This window comes from Frateuria defendens (genome assembly GCF_001182895.1).
Taxonomy (GTDB): Bacteria; Pseudomonadota; Gammaproteobacteria; order Xanthomonadales; family Rhodanobacteraceae; genus Frateuria_B; species Frateuria_B defendens.
Genome location: NZ_LFQR01000001.1, coordinates 1 through 21,413, shown reverse-complemented (window position 1 = coordinate 21,413; position 21,413 = coordinate 1). Strand labels below are relative to the sequence as shown.

At 70.6% G+C, this 21,413-nt stretch carries 17 protein-coding genes and 1 riboswitch; of the genes, 7 read left to right on the top strand and 10 right to left on the bottom strand.

Annotation, left to right across the window (positions count from 1 at the left end):
* Positions 1–110: 110 nt before the first annotated feature.
* Entirely contained in the window at positions 111–1,199 is a 1,089-nt protein-coding gene (gene ribB / locus ACH65_RS00085; RefSeq protein WP_049620526.1) for a 3,4-dihydroxy-2-butanone-4-phosphate synthase, read from the bottom strand.
* 328 nt (positions 1,200–1,527) lie between these two features.
* Positions 1,528–2,169 carry a riboflavin synthase gene (locus ACH65_RS00080; protein WP_049620525.1) on the bottom strand — a complete coding sequence of 214 codons (642 nt, stop codon included), beginning with the start codon at positions 2,167–2,169 and terminating at the stop codon, positions 1,528–1,530.
* 126 nt (positions 2,170–2,295) lie between these two features.
* A riboswitch (FMN riboswitch) is annotated at positions 2,296–2,441 on the bottom strand.
* A 180-nt stretch (positions 2,442–2,621) separates the two neighbouring features.
* On the opposite strand from ACH65_RS00080, the gene ACH65_RS00075 reads away from it, so the two are divergent.
* A complete protein-coding gene (locus tag ACH65_RS00075) occupies positions 2,622–4,214 on the top strand; it encodes a purine-cytosine permease family protein (protein ID WP_153242404.1) in 1,593 nt (530 codons plus the stop codon).
* Between the two features lie 213 nt (positions 4,215–4,427).
* Here the strand turns inward: ACH65_RS00075 and ACH65_RS00070 are convergent, their stop codons facing one another.
* The 5 genes from ACH65_RS00070 to glyA form a co-directional block, all read right to left on the bottom strand.
* Complete coding sequence (locus ACH65_RS00070; RefSeq protein WP_049620523.1) at positions 4,428–5,426, bottom strand: MBL fold metallo-hydrolase; 999 nt, start codon at positions 5,424–5,426, stop codon at positions 4,428–4,430.
* 91 nt (positions 5,427–5,517) lie between these two features.
* Positions 5,518–7,035, bottom strand: a complete 1,518-nt coding sequence (locus ACH65_RS00065; protein WP_049620522.1) for a glycosyltransferase family 39 protein — start codon at positions 7,033–7,035, stop codon at positions 5,518–5,520.
* 415 nt (positions 7,036–7,450) lie between these two features.
* Positions 7,451–8,578, bottom strand: coding sequence for a bifunctional diaminohydroxyphosphoribosylaminopyrimidine deaminase/5-amino-6-(5-phosphoribosylamino)uracil reductase RibD (ribD, locus tag ACH65_RS00060; protein ID WP_237561390.1), 1,128 nt, complete (start codon positions 8,576–8,578; stop codon positions 7,451–7,453).
* Positions 8,579–8,619: 41 nt separating this feature from the next.
* A complete protein-coding gene (gene nrdR, locus ACH65_RS00055; protein ID WP_049620521.1) occupies positions 8,620–9,141 on the bottom strand; it encodes a transcriptional regulator NrdR in 522 nt (173 codons plus the stop codon).
* A 102-nt stretch (positions 9,142–9,243) separates the two neighbouring features.
* Positions 9,244–10,512 carry a serine hydroxymethyltransferase gene (gene glyA, locus ACH65_RS00050; RefSeq protein WP_049620520.1) on the bottom strand — a complete coding sequence of 423 codons (1,269 nt, stop codon included), beginning with the start codon at positions 10,510–10,512 and terminating at the stop codon, positions 9,244–9,246.
* Between the two features lie 364 nt (positions 10,513–10,876).
* On the opposite strand from glyA, the gene ettA reads away from it, so the two are divergent.
* The 3 genes from ettA to ACH65_RS00035 all read left to right on the top strand — a co-directional run bounded on the left by ettA (position 10,877) and on the right by ACH65_RS00035 (position 15,813).
* Positions 10,877–12,538, top strand: a complete 1,662-nt coding sequence (ettA, locus tag ACH65_RS00045; RefSeq protein ID WP_049620519.1) for an energy-dependent translational throttle protein EttA — start codon at positions 10,877–10,879, stop codon at positions 12,536–12,538.
* 151 nt (positions 12,539–12,689) lie between these two features.
* On the top strand, positions 12,690–13,517 hold the full coding sequence (gene pyrF, locus ACH65_RS00040; RefSeq protein ID WP_049620518.1) for an orotidine-5'-phosphate decarboxylase: 828 nt from the start codon (positions 12,690–12,692) through the stop codon (positions 13,515–13,517).
* Between the two features lie 268 nt (positions 13,518–13,785).
* On the top strand, positions 13,786–15,813 hold the full coding sequence (locus ACH65_RS00035) for a S1 family peptidase (protein WP_237561389.1): 2,028 nt from the start codon (positions 13,786–13,788) through the stop codon (positions 15,811–15,813).
* Positions 15,814–15,865: 52 nt separating this feature from the next.
* Here ACH65_RS00035 and ACH65_RS00030 read toward each other — a convergent pair whose 3' ends face one another.
* The 3 genes from ACH65_RS00030 to def all read right to left on the bottom strand — a co-directional run bounded on the left by ACH65_RS00030 (position 15,866) and on the right by def (position 17,926).
* Entirely contained in the window at positions 15,866–16,414 is a 549-nt protein-coding gene (locus ACH65_RS00030) for an acyltransferase family protein (protein ID WP_053096093.1), read from the bottom strand.
* Positions 16,392–17,138: a queuosine precursor transporter gene (locus ACH65_RS00025; RefSeq protein ID WP_049620517.1), complete on the bottom strand. Its 747-nt coding sequence runs from the start codon at positions 17,136–17,138 to the stop codon at positions 16,392–16,394. The genes ACH65_RS00030 and ACH65_RS00025 overlap by 23 nt, the downstream gene beginning before the upstream one ends.
* A gap of 248 nt (positions 17,139–17,386) precedes the next feature.
* Complete coding sequence (gene def / locus ACH65_RS00020) at positions 17,387–17,926, bottom strand: peptide deformylase (protein ID WP_049620516.1); 540 nt, start codon at positions 17,924–17,926, stop codon at positions 17,387–17,389.
* Positions 17,927–18,221: 295 nt separating this feature from the next.
* On the opposite strand from def, the gene ACH65_RS00015 reads away from it, so the two are divergent.
* The 3 genes from ACH65_RS00015 (at position 18,222) to ACH65_RS00005 (ending at position 21,209) form a co-directional block, all read left to right on the top strand.
* A complete protein-coding gene (locus ACH65_RS00015; protein ID WP_049620515.1) occupies positions 18,222–20,324 on the top strand; it encodes a carbon starvation CstA family protein in 2,103 nt (700 codons plus the stop codon).
* A gap of 10 nt (positions 20,325–20,334) precedes the next feature.
* Entirely contained in the window at positions 20,335–20,535 is a 201-nt protein-coding gene (locus ACH65_RS00010) for a YbdD/YjiX family protein (RefSeq protein WP_049620514.1), read from the top strand.
* Positions 20,536–20,690: 155 nt separating this feature from the next.
* Complete coding sequence (locus ACH65_RS00005) at positions 20,691–21,209, top strand: DUF2127 domain-containing protein (protein ID WP_049620513.1); 519 nt, start codon at positions 20,691–20,693, stop codon at positions 21,207–21,209.
* Positions 21,210–21,413: the final 204 nt, after the last annotated feature.

The following is a 21,413-nucleotide window of genomic DNA, read 5'->3' as shown; positions in this document are numbered from 1 at the left end:
TCAAGCACGGCATGCGGGCCCGACGAGGCGCGAACCTGGCCGAGCATAGCCGCGCCCGCGGCCGAAACGGTGCGCGGGCACGGCGGCGGGCATGGCGTGCGGCAGGCGGTTCATACGTACTCGACCACTTCGAGCCCGAAGCCCCCCAGCCCCACCAGCTTGCGCGGCGTGCCCAGCACGCGCAGTCGGTGCACGCCGAGGTCGGTGAGGATCTGCGCGCCGAGGCCGAGCTGGCGCCACTCCTGCTGCGCGTCGCGCGGCGCCGGCGGCGCGGGCTGGCGGGTGAGGCGCTCGAGCAGCGCTTCGGCGGTGTCCTCGCCGGAGAGCACCAGCAGCACGCCGCGGCCTTCCTCGTCGAGGCGCCGCAGCGCGGCGGTGACGGTGAGGCCGAGGTCGTCGCGCTTGAGGTGCAGCACGTCGGAGAGCGTGTTGCGCACGTGCACGCGCGCGAGCACCGGCGTGCCGTCGTCCACCGCACCGCGCACCAGGGCGAAGTGCAGGCCGCGGCGGATGGCGTCGCGGTAGGCCACCAGGCGGAACGGGCCGAACTCGGTGTCCACGTCTTCCTCGTGCACGCGCTGCACGGTCTTCTCGGTTTCCAGCCGGTAGCGGATCAGGTCGGCGATGGTGCCGATCTTCAGGCCGTGCTTCGTCGCGAAGGCTTCCAGTTCCGGCCGGCGCGCCATCGAGCCGTCCTCGTGCAGGATCTCGATCAGCACCGACGAGGGCTCCAGCCCCGCCAGCGCCGCGAGGTCGCAGCCGGCCTCGGTGTGGCCGGCGCGGGTCAGCACGCCGCCGGGCTGCGCGGTGAGCGGGAAGATATGGCCGGGCTGGGAGAGATCCTGCGGCCTGGCGTCCGGCTTCGCCGCCACGCGGATGGTGTGCGCGCGGTCGTGCGCGGAGATGCCGGTGGTGACGCCCTCGGCGGCCTCGATGGAGACGGTGAAGTTGGTGTGGTACGGCGAGGTGTTGTCGCTCACCATGGGCTTCAAGCCCAGCTGGCGCGTGCGCGGCTCGGTGAGGGTGAGGCACAGCAGGCCGCGCGCCTCGCGCACCATGAAGTTCACGTCCTCCGGCCGCACCTTCTCGGCGGCCATGATGATGTCGCCCTCGTTCTCGCGGTCCTCGTCGTCGAGGATCACCACCATGCGGCCGGCGCGGATGTCGTCGAGGATCTCGGGGATGGTGTTGAAGCTCATGGGATGTTGTCCGGTGGAGGGAGTGCGGGGGCGTGTGGGTGGCGGCAGTCGTGGCCGGGGGCACGATGGAAGCTGGGTAATGGGTAGGCGTCAGCGGGTGAGTCTTCTCGGTGAGGCTTGGGCGCCGCGCTTTGCTTCCTCTCCCCGCCGGGGAGAGGACCGAGGTGAGGGGCGGGTGCTCGCGGGAAGGCTCGTCCGAAGCGGGGATATGGCGACCGTGCCCCCCTCACCCCAACCCTCTCCCCCGCCGGGGAGAGGGAGCGAGGTCGTGGCACTCGTGAGTTGCGCCACTGGCCCCCCTGCACGCGCCCAACGCGTGCAACACCCCTCACGCAAACCCATGCCGCTTGAGGAACGCCTCATCCAGCCTCGGCGACTCGCCGCTGCCGATCAGCCGCTCGATGTAGCGCGCCACCACGTCCACCTCGATGTTCACCGCGTCGCCCGGGCGGCGCGCGTGGAAGGCGGTGTGCTCCACCGTGTGCGGGATCAGGTTGACGCCGAAGCGCGTGCCGGCCACCTCGTTCACGGTGAGGCTGGTGCCGTCGATGCAGACCGAGCCCTTGGCGGCGATGTAGCGCGCGAGCGCGGCCGGCACCTCGAAGGTCCAGCGCTGCGAGCGGCCGTCGGGCGTCACCGACACCACCTTGCCCACGCCGTCCACGTGGCCGGAGACGAGGTGCCCGCCCAGCCGGTCGGCCAGGCGCAGGGCCTTCTCCAGGTTCACCGGGTCGCCGGCCTTCAGCTGGCCGAGCGTGGTGAGCGAGAGCGTTTCGTTGGAGACGTCGGCGCTGAAGCCGCGCGATTCCAGCGTCACCGCGGTGAGGCACACGCCGGAGACGGAGATGGAATCGCCGAGCTGCACGTCGGCGAGGTCGAGGCTGGCCGTATCGACGGCCAGGCGCACGTCGCCGCCGCGCGGCTCCAGCCGCGCGATGCGGCCCACGGCCTGGATGATGCCGGTGAACATCAGAACACCTCCCGCGGGGAGGCGGCGGCGAGGGAAGCGAGGTCGGGCATGAAACGTTCTCCGCGTCGGTACGTGGGAACGCCCCAAGGCATGAGGCCGGCGCACGGCCGCGCGGGCCGCATGCCTGGCCGTCTTCTTTCATCCGGACTGTAACCGTCGGCTCCGGCATCGGACCGGATCTGCTGACCCTCTGCGGAGCAGAGGCGCTCGCGGGCTCGTTCCTGGGGGAACCTACCGCCGGTGGGGAATTTCGCCCCGCCCTGAAGACGTCGTGTTGTGCGGCGAAGTGTAGCACTGCGCCCGGCCGCCGCCGGCCCCCGATGGCGCCGCGGCGGGGAATGCAGCGTTTCCCTGGCGGTACGCCCACGCATGGTGTGGTGCGCGATATTGCAAAGCAGCACCCCCCGCGGCATGGTCGATCCAGGCCCAGCACGACCGTGGAGAGAGCGCCCATGCCCGCACCAGACACCGCCGCCCGCGCCCGCACCGCCAGCGAGACGCTGGAGGACTACACCCTGCGCTACGCCCCGCGCAGCTACCGGCGCTGGAGCCCGGCGGTGGTGGCGATCACCGCGCTGGGCGGCATCGCCTACCTTGCGGATTTCTCCATCGGCGCCGGCATCGCGCTGGCCCACGGCACGGTGAACGCGCTGCTGGCGATCGCCTTCGCCGCGGTGCTGATCTTCCTCACCGGCCTGCCGCTGGCCTACTACGGCGCGCGCTACAACATCGACCTGGACCTGATCACCCGCGGCGCCGGCTTCGGCTACTACGGCTCGGTGCTGACCAGCGTGATCTTCGCCAGCTTCACCTTCATCTTCTTCGCATTGGAAGGCTCGATCATGGCGCAGGGCCTGAAGATCGGCCTGCACCTGCCGCTGTGGGCGGGCTACCTCGTCTCCACCCTGCTGGTGATCCCGCTGGTGATCTACGGCATGCGCGCGCTCAGCAAGCTGCAGGTGTGGACCACGCCGCTGTGGCTGGTGCTGATGATCGGCCCGATCGCCTGGCTGCTGTGGCAGGACCCGTCCAGCTTCGACCGCTGGCTCGACTTTCGCGGCAGCGGCGCCGGCGAGCCGGTGAGCGCCGCCGCGGTGATGCTGGGCGCCGGCGTGGCGCTGTCGCTGATGGGCCAGATCGGCGAGCAGGTGGACTACCTGCGCTTCATGCCGCCCAAGACCGCGGCCAACCGGCGCGCGTGGTGGACGGCGGTGATCGCCGCCGGCCCGGGCTGGGTGGTGCTGGGTGCGCTCAAGCAGGCCATCGGCGCGTTCCTGGCGGTGTACATCCTGGCGCGGCTCACGCCGCAGGAAGCCACCGAGCCGGTGCAGCAGTTCGTCGGCGCCTTCAGCGCGGCAGTGCCCGGCTGGCTGGCCCTGGCCCTGGCGGTGGTGCTGGTGGTGATCAGCCAGATCAAGATCAACGTGACCAACGCCTACTCCGGCTCGCTGGCCTGGACCAACGCCTTCACCCGCCTCACCCGCCGCTACCCCGGCCGGCTGGTGTTCGTGCTGGTGAACCTCGCCATCGCGCTGGCGCTGATGGAGGGCAACATGTTCGCCTTCCTCGGCAACATCCTCGGCTTCTACTCCAACTGCGCCATCGCCTGGGTGGTGACGGTGGCCACCGACATCGTGGTCAACAAGTACCTGCTTGGCCTCTCGCCCAAGCTGCCGGAGTTCCGCCGCGGCATGCTCTACCCGGTGAACCCGGTGGGCGTGGTGTCGTTCGTGCTCTCCAGCGGGCTCTCCATCGCCGCCTACTTCGGCGCGCTGGGCGCCACGCTGTCCGCGTATTCGCCGCTGATCGCGGTGATCGTGGCGCTCGCCGCCACGCCGCTGATGGCGTGGCTCACGCGCGGACGCTACTACCTGCGCCGGCACGAGGACGGCATCGCCGCGCCGCGCTTCGAGGCGGACGGCACCCCGGCCGGCGGCGAATACGACTGCCTCGCCTGCGGCCAGGCCTTCGAGCGGCCGGACGTGCTGCATTCGGTCGAGCATGCGGGCGTGGTGTGCTCGCTGTGCCTGGCGACGAGCCGCTGAAACCGCCTGCCCCACACCTGTAGGAGCGCACTTGCGCGCGACCGCCGCGCCGCCGCTGCCTGCCCCTCGCCCGTAGGAGCGGGCGAAGGGCGCGGCCGGCTATCTATTACCACTTCCTGCCTGCCTCGCACCCGTGGGAGCGCGCTGGCGCGCGACCAGCCGGCGCCGCGGTCGCGCGCAAGCGCACTCCTACATTCGTGCGCGAGGCCGGCGCTAGGGCGCGGCCAGGCGCAACCGCTCGCCCTGCCGCGGCAACACGAAATGCACGCCCGGCGTATTGCCCGCCGCGAGCTGCTCGGCGATCAAGGCGCGCGGATCGCGCCCCGGCTCCAGGCTGGGCTTGATGTGGCCGATCACCACGTCCAGGCCACGCAATGAGCCCACCCCGCCGGACGCGGCCTCCAGCCGCTTCAGTTCGCGCAGCAGCCATGCCGGGGTGAGATGGCCGTAGAGGCGCGAGTCGGGCAGGCCGTTCGGGTACGAGGTTTCGATCAGCAGGCCGCGCAGCGCGTGCCGGCGCACCAGCGGGCCGAGCACCTGCCAGATCGCGGCGAGGCGATCGCTGTGCTGCACGGCGTCCGGGCCGGTGTCGCCGAAGTAGGCGAAGTAGTCCGCGCCGTCGCGCAGCAGCAGCATCGAGGAGGTGACGCGGTCGTGCGCCAGCGGGTAGACCGTGCCTTCGAGCGCCGTGCCGGCGATGGCGAACGGCTGCCCCGGCGCCTCGGCGGTGAGCGCGTAGCGGCCGAGCGCGGGCGCCTCGCCGCGGTCGGCGAAGTTGGGCCAGGCGGACCAGTTGAAGTAGTTGCGGCTGAGCGCATCCAGCGTGCCGGCGAGGCCGTAGATGGGCTTGCGGCCGGTGTCGTCGGTGGCGGCGATCAGCAGGCCGGCCACGTGGTCGAGATGGGCGTGGCTGATGAAGTAGGCGCCGATCCGCTGGCGGAACACCTCGCCCACCGCCGCCTCGCCGCTCGCCCCCCTGCCCCCGGCCAGCGCACCCTGCCGCAAGGCGGCGCGGATGCCCGGCAGCACGCTGCCGGCGTCGAGCGCGAGGTAACGCGGCGCGTCGTCCGCGCGGATCAGGTAGGAAGACAGATTGCCGTCCTCCAGGCCGCCGTTCACGCCCAGCGCCACCAGCTCGAAGCCCGCCGCATGCGCCGTCGCGGCGACGCCGCCGAGCCCGGCCAGCAGCAGGCACCCCAGCCAGCGGCCCATTCCCGCGCGCCGGCGCCGGACGGCGCCGCGCATGGCACGGCCAGGCAATCGCGTCACGTTGCACTCCCAGGTCCCCAGCAATCGCCACAGCCTACGTGCTGGCGCCCGGGGACGAAACCCGCCGCGTCGCCGGCGCCTCGGCTTGCACCGCGGCCGCCGCGCCGGGGGCGGGAAACACCAGGATGGTGATCTCCTTGCCCGCCCGGATGCGCGCGGCCGGCACGCCCAGGGCGTTGAGGCGCGCCTCGAAGGCGACGAGGTCTTCCCCGCGCCCCAGTGCCGAGCGGCCGTTCACGGCCCACACGCGGCTGCCCTGGCGCCAGCGCGCAAGGGCCACGTCGAGGCGGTCGGTGACCAGGGCGCTGGCCTCGATCGCCGGCACCTGCTTCGGTTGCAAGGCCCGGAGCATCGAGGGCGCGTTCGGGTCGGCGGTCAGCACGGTGTCGCCGGGGCGCACCCGGGTGGCCAGCGTGCTCGCCGCCAGGTCCCAGCGCGGCTTGACCTCGAGCCGGTACAGCGGCAGCAGGTTCACCGCCCCCATCAGCAGCAGGCCCGCCACCGCCATCGGCGCGATGCGCCGCGGCAGTGCGGCGGCGCCCACGCCGGCCAGCACGAAGAACGGCGCCGCGCTCCACAGGATGTAGCGCGGCACCAGCACCGGCTTGAACAGCGAGATGGCGAGCAACGACAGCGGCAGCACCGCGAACCCCAGCAGCAGCACCCGGCCGTCCAGCCGCTTGCGCAGGCGGAACCACCCCACGCCGCCCAGCAAGGCCACTACCGGCGCCAGCAGTGCCACCGCCGTCGGCAGCAGCCCCATGCGCACCACCAGCGCCGAGCGCATCAGGTACGTGCTGCCCACCGCAACCCACAGGTTGTGCCAGCCCAGCGCCGGCACCCAGTCGAACTTGTGCAGCATCTGGCCGTCGCTGGCCGCGAGGATGGCCACGTAGAACGGCGCGCAGCACACCAGGGCCGCCAGCTGGCTCAGCAGCCAGCCGCGCCGGAAGGCGGCGGCGTCCGGCGGCGTCCAGGGCGTTTCGCGCCGCGCGCGCCAGACGAAATACAGCGCCAGGTTGGAGGCCAGCAGCCAGGGCAGCGTGTCGCCCAGCACGTCCAGCGCCCCGATGGTGCCCAGGGTGTAGGCGATCCAGCCGGCGCGGTCGGCGCCGGGCCGCTCGGGCAGCGCCAGCCGCACCAGCCCCCACAGCGCCACGGCGATCAGCAGCACCACCAGTGCGTAGGAACGCGCCTCCTGGCCGTACTGCACCTGCGCGGGCGACAGCGCCATCAGCAGGCCGGCGATCACGGCCGCGGCGCGGCCGCCGACGCGGTGCGCGATCGCGAACACCACGCCCACCGACAAGGTGCCGAACCATGCCGACGGCATGCGCAGGGCGGCGTAGCCGGCATCGGGCGGCGCCAGCCATTGCAGCATCAGGTAGTAGTTGGGCAGGTGCCGGTTGGCGAGGCTGTCGGCGACCAGCGCCCCCAGGCCAAGCTGGACCCGCTGGTAGGTGAACACCTCGTCCAGCCAGAACGGCTGGCGGCCGATGTGCAGCCAGCGGGCCGCCAGGCCAAGGACCAACAGCAGCCACAGCCACAGCACGTCGGGCGCCGACCAGCGGCTTCCGGCACCAGGCCGCGCCGGCTCGTAGGCCGGCGACGCGGGTCGCGCCGGTTCCTCATCGCGTCGCGCCTGCCGCAGCCGTGGCGACGACGGCAACACGCAGGCATGAGGCGAGGGATTGACTGGCATGGGCCGCTCCGGCGCAACCGCAGGACCCAATCTAACGTCCCGCCGATGAACGGCGTTGCCAGGCCGCCGGCGCCTGCGTTGGGGCGCGTTCAGCCGCCCGGCATCCGTTCGCGGGCATGGAGCACGGCGCCTTTCCGCCCGCAGGCGGCTCGCCGCATGGCCGCTTCTGCGACCGCACCTCTCGACCTAGACGCCGCGGCGAAAACCTGCACCGAAGCGATGCGGCCAGCCGGCGGCCTCGGCAGCGGCGCACGCACCCCGGCGCTCAGGCCGGGCGCAACCGCAGACGCCAGTCCGTCCCCACCGTGCGCTGCTCCAGCACCCGCAGCCGCCAGCGCGCGGCCATCTCGGCCAGCGGCGGCAGGCGCAGCAGCGGCCGCGCGTGATCGCCCAGCAGCAGTGGCGCGACGTAGAGCAGCAACTCGTCCGCGAGCCCCGCTTCGAGCAGCGCGCCGCACAGGGTGGGGCCGGCTTCCACGTGCACCTCGTTGCAGCCGCGCCCGGCGAGCAGGGCGAGCGCCGCGTGCAGGTCGAGCGCACCGCCGCGCTCCGGCACGGCCGCGAGTTCGACCTGGGCGAAGCGCGGGTCACCGGCGGTCCAGCCCGCATCCGCCGCGGCCTCTCCCGCGCCGGCGGCATGCAGCAGCAGCGTGGGCGCGCTGCCGTCCAGCACGTGGCTGCCGGCCGGCGTGCGCAGTGCGCGGTCCAGCACCACGCGCAGCGGCGGCGCGAAGGCCTCGCCTGCCGGCAGGCGCACGGTAAGGCGCGGGTCGTCGGCCAGCACGGTGCCGCTGCCGGTGAGGATGGCCGAGCTGCGCGCGCGCCAGCGCTGCACGTCGGCGCGCGCGGCCTCGCCGGTGATCCACTTCGACTCGCCGTTGCCCAGCGCGGTGCGGCCGTCCAGGCTCATCGCCAGCTTCACCCGCACGAACGGGCGACCGCGTTCGATGCGACTGAAGAAGCCGGCGTTGAGTTCGCGCGCGGCCTCGCGCAGCAGGCCGGCCTCGACCGCGATGCCGGCGGCGCGCAGCTTGCCGATGCCGCGGCCGTCCACCTGCGGGAACGGGTCCTCCGCCGCGACCACCACGCGCGCCACGCCCGCGGCGATAAGCGCGTCCGCGCACGGCGGCGTGCGGCCGTGGTGGGCGCAGGGCTCCAGCGTCACGTAGGCGGTGGCGCCGCGCGCCCGTTCGCCCGCGGCGCGCAGCGCGAACACCTCCGCATGCGGCTCGCCCGCGCGCGGGTGCCAGCCCTCGCCGACGACGTCCTCGCCGTGCGCGATCACGCAGCCGACGCGCGGATTGGGTTGGGTGGTGTAGAGGCCGCGCCCGGCCAGGCGCAGCGCCTGCGCCATGTGGCGGTGGTCGAGGGAACTGAAGGGGGATGGCGACATGGCCGCCATTCTCGCAGATGCGGCGGCCCGGCTCGCGGGGCTCAGTTCTTCCTGCTGTCGCGCTTGGCGCCCTGGCCGAGCAGGGATAGTTGCAGGCTCTCCAGCCCCGGCAGGTCGCGCTCGAGCTTCTCGATCTCCTCGCGGAACGCCTGCACGTCTTCGAACTTGCGGTAGACCGAGGCGAAACGCACGTAGGCCACGTGGTCGAGCTTCTTGAGCTCGCGCATCACCAGCTCGCCGACCTGGCGCGAAGGGATCTCGCGCTCGCCGCTCTTGCGCAGGTCGTTGACCACGGCGCGCACCGCGTTGTCCACGTCATGGCTCGCCACCGGCCGCTTCTGCAGGGCGCGCTCGAAGCTCACCCGGAGCTTGCGCTCGTCGAAACTCTCGCGCCGCTCGCCGCTCTTCACGATGGCGGGCAGCTTGAGCTCGGCCGTCTCGAAGGTGTTGAAGCGCTCGCCGCACTGCGGACACTCCCGGCGGCGGCGCACGGTGGCGCCGTCCTCGGTCAGCCGCGAGTCGATCACGCGGGTGTCTTCGTGCTGGCAGAAGGGGCAGTGCATGGAGGGCTGGGATTAGGAAGTAGGGAATCGGGAATGGGCAGAGCCTACGCGGCTTGGGAGGTTTCGACTATTCCCGGCTCCCTATTTCCGATTCCCCGCCTCTCAGCCATACACCGGGAACTTGCGGCACTGCGCCGTGACCTTCTCGCGTACCGCGGCGATCACCGCCTCGTCCGCCGGCGCGTCGAGCACGTCGCAGATCCAGTGCGCCAGCTCCACCGTGTCGGCCTCGAGGTAGCCGCGGGTGGTGATGGCGGGGGTGCCCACGCGCAGGCCGGAGGTGACGAAGGGCTTGCGCGGGTCGCCCGGCACGGCGTTCTTGTTGACCGTGATGTGGGCGCGGCCCAGCGCTTCCTCCGCGTCCTTGCCGGTGACTTCGCGGCCGATCAGGTCCACCAGCATCAGGTGGTTCTCGGTGCCGCCGGAGACGACCTTGTAGCCGCGCTCGATGAAGGTCTTGGCCATCGCCTTGGCGTTCTTCGCCACCTGCTCCTGGTAGGTCTTGAACGCCGGCTCCAGCGCTTCCTTGAAGGCCACCGCCTTGGCCGCGATCACGTGCATCAGCGGGCCGCCCTGGATGCCGGGGAACACCACCGACTGCAGCTTCTTCTCGATCTCCTCGCCGGCCGGCCCCATTGAGGCATGGTTCGCCACGATGAAGCCGCCGCGCGGGCCGCGCAGGGTCTTGTGGGTGGTGGAGGTGACCACGTGCGCGTGCGGCAGCGGATTCGGGTACACGCCGGCGGCGATCAGGCCGGCGACGTGGGCCATGTCCACGAAGAGGTAGGCGCCGACCTTGTCGGCGATGGCGCGGAAGCGCGCCCAGTCCATCACCTGCGAGTAGGCGGAAAAGCCGGCCACGATCATCTTGGGCTGGTGCTCGACGGCGAGGCGCTCGATCTCCTCGTAGTCGAGCAGGCCGTTCTCGTCCACGCCGTACTGCACGGCGTTGAACACCTTGCCGGAGAAGTTGACCTTGGCGCCGTGGGTGAGGTGGCCGCCGTGCGCGAGCGACATGCCGAGGATGGTGTCGCCGGGCACGAGCAGCGCGAGGTACACGGCCTGGTTGGCCTGCGAGCCGGAGTGCGGCTGCACGTTGGCGTAGGTGGCGCCGAACAGCTGCTTCAGGCGCTCGATGGCCAGCTTCTCGGCGATATCCACGTACTCGCAGCCGCCGTAGTAGCGCTTGCCCGGATAGCCTTCCGCGTACTTGTTGGTGAGCACGCTGCCCTGGGCCTCCATCACGCGGGGGCTGGCGTAGTTCTCCGAAGCGATCAGTTCGACGTGGTCTTCCTGGCGACGGGCCTCGTCGGCCATGGCCTGGGCCAGCTCGGCGTCGTAGCCGGCGATCGTTGCGTTCTTCGGGAACATGCGGGTCTCGTGGGCAAGCGGGAAGGAGACTTCCAAGTGTAATGGTCACGGACTGCCCGCGGCCACCAGCCGGCCATGGCCGGCCGGTGGCCGGCGTCCGCCCCGCTCAAGCAGCTGATCGGAAAGGAAAACGAAAACGCCCCCGGCTTCCCGCCGGACCGGCGGCCGGCGCCGCGGGGGCCACCGCTCGCCGCGCCATGCGGCGCATTGCCGCGAAGCCCGGCCGCATCCAGCCGTGCCTCGCCGGACCGCGAGGCGGTCCCGTCACGGGAGCGCCGCGCGAGCCGCTATAATGCTCGGTTCGTTACCCATGCCCAGCGCGCCGCCCCACCGGGCCGGCAGCGCGCACGCCTCCGGAGGCTCCATGCAGTACATCTACACCATGAACGGGGTGAGCAAGATCGTCCCGCCGAAGCGCCAGATCATCAAGGACATCTCGCTTAGCTTCTTCCCCGGCGCCAAGATCGGCCTGCTGGGCCTGAACGGCGCGGGCAAGTCCACGGTGCTGAAGATCATGGCCGGCGTGGATACCGACTTCCAGGGCGAGGCCCGCCCGCAGCCCGGCATCAAGGTCGGCTACCTGGCGCAGGAGCCGGAGCTGGATCCGGCGAAGACCGTGCGCGAAGTGGTCGAGGAAGGCGTGTCGGTGGTGCTGGACGCGCAGAAGCGCCTGGAAGAGGTCTACGCCGCCTACGCCGAGGAAGGCGCCGACTTCGACAAGCTGGCCAAGGAGCAGGAAGAGCTGGAGAACGTGCTGGCCGCCAACGACGCCCACGCGCTGGAGCGCCAGCTGGAAGTGGCCGCCGATGCGCTGCGCCTGCCGCCGTGGGACGCCAAGGTAGGCCCGCTGTCCGGCGGCGAGAAGCGCCGCGTGGCGCTGTGCCGCCTGCTGCTGTCCAAGCCCGACATGCTGCTGCTGGACGAGCCGACCAACCACCTGGACGCCGAGTCGGTGGACTGGCTGGAGCAGTTCCTGCACGACTACGCCGGCACCGTGGTGGCGGTCACCCATGACCGCTACTTCCTGGACAACGCCGCCGAGTGGATCCTCGAGCTGGACCGCGGCCGCGGCATTCCGTGGAAGGGCAACTACACCGAGTGGCTGGAGCAGAAGGACGCCCGCCTCAAGCAGGAAGCCCAGCAGGAGAAGTCCCGCCAGAAGGCGATCGAGAAGGAGCTGGAGTGGGTGCGCTCGGCCGCCAAGGGCCGCCAGTCCAAGGGCAAGGCCCGCCTGGCCCGCTTCGAGGAGCTGAACTCGGTCGAGTACCAGCGCCGCAACGAGACCAACGAGATCTTCATCCCGCCGGGCGAGCGCCTGGGCCAGGAGGTGATCGAGTTCAAGAGCGTCAGCAAGTCCTTCGGCGACCGCCTGCTGATCGACGACCTGTCGTTCAAGATCCCGCCGGGCGCCATCGTCGGCGTGATCGGCCCCAACGGCGCCGGCAAGTCCACCCTGATGAAGATGATCATGGGCAAGGAGACCCCGGACAACGGCGAGGTGAAGCTCGGCCACACGGTGAAGCTGGCCTACGTCGACCAGTCGCGCGACGCGCTCGACTCGAAGAACAACGTGTGGCAGGAGGTTTCCGGCGGTTCGGACATCCTCACCATCGGCAACTTCGAGATCCAGTCGCGCGCCTACATCGGCCGCTTCAACTTCAAGGGCACCGACCAGCAGAAGATCGTGGGCAACCTCTCCGGCGGTGAGCGCGGCCGCCTGCACATGGCCAAGACCCTGCTGCAGGGCGGCAACGTGCTGCTGCTGGACGAGCCCTCCAACGACCTGGACGTGGAAACCCTGCGCGCGCTGGAAGACGCCCTGCTGGAGTTCCCCGGCAGCGCGATCGTGATCTCGCATGACCGCTGGTTCCTGGACCGCATCGCCACCCACATCATCGCCTTCGAAGGCGACTCGCACGTGGAGTTCTTCCCCGGCAACTACAACGAGTACGAGGCCGACAAGAAGCGCCGCCTGGGCGAGGAGGCTTCCAAGCCGCACCGGGTGAAGTTCAAGAAGCTGGCGTAAGCGTTCCATCCCCTCTCCCCCGGGGAGAGGGGGCGGGGCTTGCCACGCCCCTCCACGAAAGCCGCGCTTCACACGATCGTTGTCGCAAGATCGCCCTTCCCTGCCCCCTTCCCGAGGCGGGAAGGGCACGGCAGAAGAGGTAAGGACAACCATGCACTTCATGTCATCCCTGCAAGCCGCATGGGCGCGCAACCAGTCCCTGGTGTGCGTCGGCCTCGATCCCGAGCCGGCCAGGTTCCCCGCCCACCTGCGCGACGACGCGGACGGCGTGTTCAAGTTCTGCGCCGCCATTGTCGACGCCACCGCCGACCTCGCCTGCGCGTTCAAGCCGCAGATCGCCCACTTCGCCGCACTGCGCGCGGAGGACGCGCTGGAGCGGCTGATCGCCCACATCCACGCCACGCACCCCGGCGTGCCGGTGATCCTCGACGCCAAGCGCGGCGACATCGGCTCCACCGCCGAGCGCTACGCCCTCGAGGCCTTCGAGCGCTACGGCGCGGACGCGGTCACGCTCAACCCCTACCTCGGCCGCGATTCCGCCGAGCCGTTCCTCCGCCACGCGGACAAGGGCGTGATCCTGCTCTGCCACACCTCCAACCCCGGCGCGGCCGACCTGCAGGATCTCCTGGTCGAGAGCGGCGAGGACGGCCGCCTGCCGCTCTACCAGCACGTGGCGAAGACCGTCGCGCGCGAGTGGAACGCGCACGGCAACTGCGCCCTGGTCACCGGCGCCACCTGGCCCGAACAGCTCGCCCAGGTGCGCGCCCTGGTCGGCGACATGCCGCTGCTGGTGCCCGGCATCGGCGCCCAGGGCGGCGACGTGGAAGCGGTGCTCAAGCACGGCAAGACCAGCGATGGCACCGGCCTGATGATCAGCTCCTCGCGCGCCATCCTCTATGCCGGCACGGGCGCGGATTTCGCCGCAGCGGCCCGCAGCGCCGCCCTGGCGCTGCGCGAGACGATCAACCGCTGCCGCTGAGCGCCCGTTCAAGGCGCCTGTACGCACCCGCTCGCGAAGCCATTGGCGAACTCCGCGCTCCGCGGCACCCATCGGCCGTCGCACAGGGGCACCAACCCGCGCCGCCGCAAATTTTTGCCGGCGCAGCCCGCCTCGACGAGACATGCCGGCGATCGCCCGGGCCTTGTCCCACGCAGTTTCCTGCACCCTCCCCACATCGCCCAAGGCCATGCCAGTATGCCGCCAGGGCCACACTGACAGTGGCGTTGCACGGTCTCAAGGAACAGGCATGCGGATGGCGAAAGCGTGGGTGTGGAACAAGGCGGCGGGCGCGGCGAATGGCGACCGGCGGAGATGGATAGCACCGCTGCTCGGGGCCCTCGGGCTCTGCCTCGCCGGCAGTGCGCTGGCCGCCAGCCCCGATCCGGCGCTGCTGCCGAAGATCCAGGCGGCCACCTTCGAGGTGGTGATCCCCAAGGCGGCGAAGGACCCGCTCACCTACGAGAAGCCGCTGCCGCTCGACCTGCTGCCCTACCAGGAGCGCACCGACAAGTACCTCTCCATCGGCACCGCGTTCGCGCTGGGCGGCAACCGCTACGTCACCGCCGGCCACGTGCTGCGGGCCGCCTTCAACGATCTCGCCGGCGCCCCCGCGCTGCGCGACAACAGCGGCAAGGTCTACCCGATCGACCGCATCGAGAAGTTCTCGCTGCAGCAGGACTTCGTAGTGTTCTCGCTCGCCAAGCCACCCGGCGACGCTGCGCTCGCGGTGGACACCAAGCCCGCGTCGAACAGCATGGTGTTCGCCGTGGGCAACGCGCTGGGCACCGGCGTGGTGATCCGCGACGGCCTGTACACCTCCGACACGCCGGAGGACGAGAACGGGCGCTGGAAGTGGATGCGCTTCTCCGCCGCCGCCTCGCCCGGCAACAGCGGCGGCCCGCTGCTGGACCAGCAGGGCAAGGTGATCGGCGTGGTGCTGATGAAGTCGCCCAACGAGAACCTCAACTACGCGCTGCCGATCGGCGAGGTGCTGAAGGCGCCCGACCACCTGGCGGTGATGGACAAGCGCATCGCCTACCAGCTCGACGTGCTGCCGGGCCTCGCCCAGCAGGGGGCGATCAAGCAGCAGTTCGCGCTGCCGCTGAGCTACCAGGACTTCAGCCGCAGTTACCGGCAGCGGGTTGATGCCTACACCGAGAACCAGCTCAAGGCGCTGCTCGCCCAGCAGGGGGACCAGTTGTTCCCCCGCGGCGCCGGCGCGAGCCGCCTGCTGCACACGGTGCCACGCCTCAACCCCTTCCCGCTGCTGATCGCCCGCAACAACGACGGTATCTGGGGGCTGTCCGGCCGCGCCGTCGAGACGCGGCCGCTGCCGGCCAACGGCGTGATCCAGGCTGGCGCGGCCGGCCGCAACATCCTCATCCACCTGCGCCGGCCCGACGACGTGCCGGCCGCCGATCTCTACGGCGATCCGAAGCGGATGATGGACCTGGTGCTCCAGGGCGGCTTTCTCGGCCGCCAGGTCGCCGGCGAGAAGATCCGCGTCGTCTCGCTCGGCAAGCCGCTGGACGACGCGCGCCATACCGACGCCTGGCAGCGGCCCTGGCGCGTGCTGACCTGGGCGCTGCCCTACATGAACGCCGAACTGATCGCCTTCGCGCTGCCGGTGCCCGACGGCTATGCGCTGATGATGCGGCTGGGGCCGGCCGCCCTCGCGCACGACGAGCGCCTCGACCTGCAGGCGCTCACCGACTTCGTCTACATCGCCTACGACGGCACACTGGCGCAGTGGAAGGACTATCTCAAGGACGACGCTCTGCTCCCCGTCGCCCTCAAGGCCACGCACATCGATTTCGACTACGGCAAGCGCTTCGCCTACGACTCGCCACGGCTCGCCTTCGCCTACACGCCCGCGCTGCAGACCATCGCGCCCGACAACCGCCTCACCCTCGGCCTGGGCTACTACGAGGATCACGGCAAGGTCGTATGGGACGTAGGCGACGTGCGCGTGGCGCTGACCGAACACGACCCGGACCGCATCAACATCGAGCGCAACGCGGCGCCATCAGCCGACCTCGACGACGGCTTCCGCAGCCGCTGGGACAAGCTGCTGCACGCTGCCCACCCTTTCGACGGCATCGCCTACAGCGACAACGACGAAATGCGCATCGCTGGCCTGGTGCCGCCGCCACCCAATACCACGCCCGGCGTGCTGTATACCGCCTTCTGCGGCGTGCAGGGTGCGAAGCCGGCCGACGAGATGAAGACCAAGCTCGGCCTGCTGCAGAAGTCGCTGCAGGTGAAGGAGCACTGAGGCGTGCATCGGCGGCCCGCTGCCCACCTTCGTACCGCGCCGGCCAGTACGTTCAACCCGCCTCGGCGGGCCGCATCGCCCGGCCGGGCGTCGTGCCGGCCAGCCGGACGCGCAGCCAGCGCTCGCACGGCGTGGAGAGGAAGCGTGCCACCGCCGCGCCCAGCAGCCAGCACAGCGACAGCGCCGGCAGATACCACAGGACACCGGTCGCGGGGTCGCCGCCCAGCCCGTGCAGCACACTCAGCACCGCGACCAGCGCCAGCAGGCACGGCACGATGCGCGCGAAGCGCCGCGCGTAGAACGCGCCGAGGTCGATGCGACCGAGGCCGCCCCAGCGGCGCAGCGCGTTGCCGGCGATCAGGAAGCCGGAGATCACGAAGAACACGAACACGGCCTCGTAGCCGTTCCAGTTCAGCGCACCGAGCAGCCAGCCCGGCAGCCACTCGCCGAGCGCGGTCTTCTTCAGCGGGATGCGCAGGCCCAGGTGGTGCAGCACCACCAGCACGATGGCCAGCCCGCGCAGGGCGTCGATGCCGGGGTCGCGCGCGGACGCGGCGGCGCCGGCCGCTGGCGCCGGCTCAGCGCTCGAGAACCTGCCCATCGTCGCGCAGCGAGAACGGGTTGAAATGCGTGCCGCAGTCGAAGGTGTCCACGCCCTCGGCGCGCTTGAGCCAGCCCACCACGGCGTAGGTCACCGGCGTCAGCACCACTTCCACCGCCACCTTCATGGTCCAGTTGAACACGATCACCTTGGCCAGCGTGGCGCTCTGCCAGATGCCGTAGAAGGCGATCGGGTAGAAGGTGAGGCTGTCGCAGGCCTGGCCGACGATGGTGGAGCCGATGGTGCGCGTCCACAGGTGGCGGCCGTTGGTGAGCAGCTTCAGCCGCGCCATCACGAAGGCGTTGACGAAGTCGCCCACCCAGTAGCCGATCATCGAGGCCAGTGCGATGCGCGCGGTGCCGCCGAAGACCAGCGCCAGCGCCGGCTGCAATTGCCGGTTGAACGGCTCGGCCTCGCTCGGCGGCATGTGGATCACCGCCCACGCCATCACCGTGGCGAACGCCATCGCGCCGAAGCCGGCCCAGATCGCCCGCCGCGCCCGCGCATAGCCGTATACCTCGGTGAGCACGTCGCCGAAGATGTAGCCGATGGGAAAGAACAGGTTGCCGGTGCCGAAGCTCAGGGCGCCGATCCACGGCAGCTCGATCGCGCTGACCTTGGCCGGGCCGATCAGGTTGGAGCACAGGAGCACGGCAACCATGCCGCCGACCAGCAGGTCGTAGTAGCGGAAACCGCGCGCGGCGGCAGCGTCGGAGGTGGTCATGCGGATTCCCCGTGGCACACCCGCCCAGCATAACCGTGCACCGCACTTCGGTCAGGCCATGGCGATCACATGCCTGCGAACCTGGCGACGCTCCACCGCCATGGGCACAACCGACCGGCGAAACCCGTGCCGCCGGCGTCTCCCCCTGGGCGATGGCGGCCGCCCCTTCCCTGCCGCACGCGGCCTCGTCGCCCGCAGGACGAGGCGCGGCGACGCGCCCGCCCGCGCACCGGGAACCTGCCCGTGGCTTATTCGTCCGCCCCGGGATCGAGCCCGGGGAACAGCACCTCGGTGTAGCCGAACTTGGCGAAGTCGGTGATGCGCGAGGGGTACAGGCGGCCGATCAGGTGGTCGCATTCGTGCTGCACCACACGGGCGTGGAAGCCTTCGGCGGTGCGGTCGATCTTCGCGCCCTTGGGGTCGAGGCCCTGGTAGCGGATCAGCGTGTAGCGGTTCACCGCGCCGCGCAGGCCGGGCACCGAGAGGCAACCTTCCCAGCCCTCCTCCATGTCCTGCGAGAGCGGCGTGATGATGGGGTTGAGCAGGATGGTCTGCGGCACCGCGGGCGCGTCGGGATAACGCTCCGAGCGGTCGAAGCCGAAGATCACCAGCTGCAGGTCCACGCCGATCTGCGGCGCGGCGAGGCCCACGCCGCCGGCGTCGTGCATGGTGTCGAACATGTCGGCGATCAGTGCCTCCAGCTCGGCGCTGCCGAACATCGACTCGGGCACCGGCGGCGCGATGCGCAGCAGGCGCGGATCGCCCATCTTGAGGATTTCGCGGATCATGCAGGGCCTCGCTCGAAGTCATGGAAACGCCTGGCCCGATTATGGCCGACGGCGGTGAACGTGGTGCGTGCGCGGTCGCCGGTTTGTGTGTCGCCGCATGGGTGCGTCGCGCCCCGCCAAGGCTTGCGGGGCGAACCGGCGCAAGGCCTGACGCGGCGCACCACACGCCGGCCGCACCCGGCCGCCGCGCCATCGTGCCGCATTCGACCAATAGCTAATGCCGGCGCGCGCGCTTTGGCATTGACCCCCGCCACCGCCGGGACGACCCTTGCCGCGACCGTCCGGGAGAATCCGCATGTCCACCGTCTCGCCCGCTCCATCGCATACCGCCATACCGCCGAGTCCCGCCGGCAAGATACTGTGGGCCGCCATCGCCATCGTCGGTGCCTGGTGCCTGGGCGTGGTCGCCCTGCGCCGCGGCGAGCCGATCAACGCGATCTGGCTGGTCGCCGCGGCGATCGCCGTGTTCGTGATCGGCTACCGCTTCTACGGCCGCTTCGTCGAGCGCCACGTGCTGCGCATGGACGCCAGCCGCGCCACGCCCTCGGTGCTGCGCAACGACGGCCTCGACTACGTGCCCACCGACAAGTGGGTGGTGTTCGGCCACCACTTCGCCGCCATCGCCGGCGCCGGCCCGCTGGTGGGCCCGGTGCTGGCCGCGCAGATGGGCTACCTGCCCGGCACGCTGTGGATCCTGGTCGGCGTGGTGTTCGCCGGCGCGGTGCAAGACTTCATGATCCTCGGCCTCTCGCTGCGCCGCGACGGCCGCTCGCTCGGCCACATGCTGCGCGAGGAACTTGGCCCCACCGCCGGCGTGGTCGCCATGTTCGGCGTGCTGGTGCTGATGATGATCGTGCTGGCGGTGCTGGCGCTGGTGGTGGTGAAGGCGCTCACGCACAGCCCGTGGGGCACCTTCACCGTGGCCTGCACCATTCCCATCGCGCTGCTGATGGGCGTGTACCTGCGCATCATCCGCCCCGGCAAGATCCTCGAGGTATCGATCATCGGCCTGGTGCTGCTGCTCGCCTCGATCTGGGCCGGCGCCCACGTGGCCGCCTCGCCCGCCTGGGCGGCCGCGTTCGACTTCGACGCCAGCGCACTGGCCTGGCTGCTGATCGCCTACGGCTTCTGCGCCTCGGTGCTGCCGGTGTGGCTGCTGCTGGCGCCGCGCGATTATCTTTCCACCTTCCTCAAGATCGGCACCATCGCGCTGCTGGCGCTGGCGATCTTCCTCGCCGCGCCGACCTTGCAGATGCCAGCGCTCACCAAGTTCATCGACGGCACCGGCCCGGTGTTCCAGGGCAACCTGTTCCCGTTCCTGTTCATCACCATCGCCTGCGGCGCGGTGTCGGGCTGGCATTCCATCATCGCCTCCGGCACCACGCCCAAGCTGCTCAGCAGCGAGGGCGAGGCGCGCATGGTCGGCTACGGCGGCATGCTGATGGAGGCCTTCGTGGCAATCATGGCGCTGGTGGCCGCCTCTTCGCTGCATCCGGGCGTGTACTTCTCGATGAACTCGCCGGCCGCGCTGATCGGCACCACCGCGCAGAGCGCCGCCGCCGCGATCAGCCAGTGGGGCTTCGTGGTCACGCCCGACGAGTTGCTCGACACGGCCAGGAACATCGGCGAGGGCAGCATCCTGAGCCGCGCCGGCGGCGCGCCCACGCTCGCGGTGGGCATGGCCCAGCTGCTCCACGGCATCATCCCCGGCGAGGGCATGATGGCGTTCTGGTACCACTACGCCATCCTGTTCGAGGCGCTGTTCATCCTCACCACGGTGGACGCCGGCACCCGCGTGGGCCGCTTCATGATCCAGGAGATCGCCGGCCTCGCCTACCCGCCGCTGAAGAAGACCGAGTCGTGGACGGGCAACCTCGTTGCCACCGTGGTCTGCGTGGGCCTGTGGGGCTACTTCCTCTACCAGGGCGCGGTCGATCCGCTGGGCGGCATCAACACGCTGTGGCCGCTGTTCGGCATCGCCAACCAGATGCTGGCGGCGATCGCGCTGATGCTGGCCACGGTGGTGACGGTGAAGCTCAAGCGCGAGCGCTACGTGTGGGTGCCGGGCATCCCCGCCATCTGGCTGGTGACCTGCACGCTCACCGCCGGCTTCTACAAGCTGGTGGGGCCGATCAGCTTCACCGCGGCGGCACAGAAATACGCCCAGGCGATGCAGGACGGCAAGCTGCTGGCGCCGGCCAAGAGCGCGGCGGAGATGCAGCGCATCGTCACCAACAACTACGTGGACGCCGCCCTCACCGCGGTCTTCATGCTGCTGGTGGTGACCATGGCGGCATTCGCCCTGCGCGCGATCGCCAGGGCCTGGCGCGTCAACCATCCCACCGCGCACGAGGAGCCGTACGTGGCGCTGGGCAGCGTGCCCACCACCGGCCACTGAGGACACTGCCATGACCACCCTGCAGACTCTGCGCGACTTCAGGAAGTGGGCGGTGCAGACCGCCCGCCTCTGCTGCGGCGTGCCGGACTACGACGTCTACGTGAAGCACCTGCGCGAGCACCACCCCGAGCGCCCCGTGCCCAGCTACGCCGAGTTCTTCCGCGAGCGGCAAGTGGCCCGCTACAAGGGCACCGGCGGGCGCTGCTGCTGAGTCGCGGGTTCCTGCACCCGCCGGCCCCGTCCGCCTGCGCGGGCGGGGCCGGCGTGCATCCGCCGTCCCGACGGCTTAGGATCGGGAGTTCGTTCCGCACGATCCGTGTTCATTCAGGCGCGCGAAGATGCTTTTCCTCAGCGCCGCATCCAGCCATGCCCAACGACTACAGCCACGCCCTCGCCGTTCCCGCGGCCTCTTCGCCCACCTCGCAGCACAGCCTCGGCCTGCGCATCATCGCGATCTACAAGGCGGTCAAGACCGTCTGCCTGATCCTGGTGGCGATCATGGCCTTCCAGCTCGACCATGAGCAGACCTTCATGCACCTGGTGCACTGGCTGGAGCACCTGTCCCTCGCCGACAGCAACGGCCTGCGCAAGCAGCTGGTGGACCTGCTGATGGAACTTGGTCCCAGCCGCTTCGTGGCCATCGGCATCGTGGCGCTGGTGTATGCGGCGATCTTCGCCACCGAGGGGATCGGGCTGTGGCTGCGCAAGCATTGGGCGGAGTGGTTCACGGTGATCGCCACCGGCTCGCTGATTCCGGTGGAGCTGTACGAGCTGGTGCATCGCTTTACGTTGCTGAAGCTGGTGGTGTTGGCGGCCAATGTGGCGATCGTGGTGTACCTGGTGCGGATTGCGAGGCAGCCGCGTGGGGCGCCGGCGGGGCATTGAGCTTGCGTGGCGGCGCTTTGTCGCTGCGTTTTCCTGCTCTTCGCTACGGCTTCACACTCGCCGTTCCACGTGGGCTGGAAGCGCTACACCAGTGGCGAAGTTGATCATCCAGGCCTCCCGTTGATGTGGCTCCGCCACCTGGCTCGCCTGCGGCGGGCTTTCGTCCGCCTGCCGGCGGCCGAGTTACTTTTCTTTGCTTGCCCA

What these genes read in the sequence shown, in the direction of transcription:
- ACH65_RS00030 (WP_053096093.1), bottom strand. Translation starts at nt 16,414, where the DNA reads ATGGGCAGGTTCTCGAGCGCTGAGCCGGCGCCAGCGGCCGGCGCCGCC.
- pyrF (WP_049620518.1), top strand. Translation starts at nt 12,690, where the DNA reads ATGCACTTCATGTCATCCCTGCAAGCCGCATGGGCGCGCAACCAGTCC.
- ribB (WP_049620526.1), bottom strand. Translation starts at nt 1,199, where the DNA reads ATGAGCTTCAACACCATCCCCGAGATCCTCGACGACATCCGCGCCGGC.
- ACH65_RS00075 (WP_153242404.1), top strand. Translation starts at nt 2,622, where the DNA reads ATGCCCGCACCAGACACCGCCGCCCGCGCCCGCACCGCCAGCGAGACG.
- ACH65_RS00080 (WP_049620525.1), bottom strand. Translation starts at nt 2,169, where the DNA reads ATGTTCACCGGCATCATCCAGGCCGTGGGCCGCATCGCGCGGCTGGAG.
- ACH65_RS00010 (WP_049620514.1), top strand. Translation starts at nt 20,335, where the DNA reads ATGACCACCCTGCAGACTCTGCGCGACTTCAGGAAGTGGGCGGTGCAG.
- ACH65_RS00015 (WP_049620515.1), top strand. Translation starts at nt 18,222, where the DNA reads ATGTCCACCGTCTCGCCCGCTCCATCGCATACCGCCATACCGCCGAGT.
- nrdR (WP_049620521.1), bottom strand. Translation starts at nt 9,141, where the DNA reads ATGCACTGCCCCTTCTGCCAGCACGAAGACACCCGCGTGATCGACTCG.
- ettA (WP_049620519.1), top strand. Translation starts at nt 10,877, where the DNA reads ATGCAGTACATCTACACCATGAACGGGGTGAGCAAGATCGTCCCGCCG.
- ACH65_RS00070 (WP_049620523.1), bottom strand. Translation starts at nt 5,426, where the DNA reads ATGGGCCGCTGGCTGGGGTGCCTGCTGCTGGCCGGGCTCGGCGGCGTC.
- ribD (WP_237561390.1), bottom strand. Translation starts at nt 8,578, where the DNA reads ATGTCGCCATCCCCCTTCAGTTCCCTCGACCACCGCCACATGGCGCAG.
- ACH65_RS00025 (WP_049620517.1), bottom strand. Translation starts at nt 17,138, where the DNA reads ATGACCACCTCCGACGCTGCCGCCGCGCGCGGTTTCCGCTACTACGAC.
- def (WP_049620516.1), bottom strand. Translation starts at nt 17,926, where the DNA reads ATGATCCGCGAAATCCTCAAGATGGGCGATCCGCGCCTGCTGCGCATC.
- ACH65_RS00005 (WP_049620513.1), top strand. Translation starts at nt 20,691, where the DNA reads ATGCCCAACGACTACAGCCACGCCCTCGCCGTTCCCGCGGCCTCTTCG.
- ACH65_RS00035 (WP_237561389.1), top strand. Translation starts at nt 13,786, where the DNA reads ATGCGGATGGCGAAAGCGTGGGTGTGGAACAAGGCGGCGGGCGCGGCG.
- glyA (WP_049620520.1), bottom strand. Translation starts at nt 10,512, where the DNA reads ATGTTCCCGAAGAACGCAACGATCGCCGGCTACGACGCCGAGCTGGCC.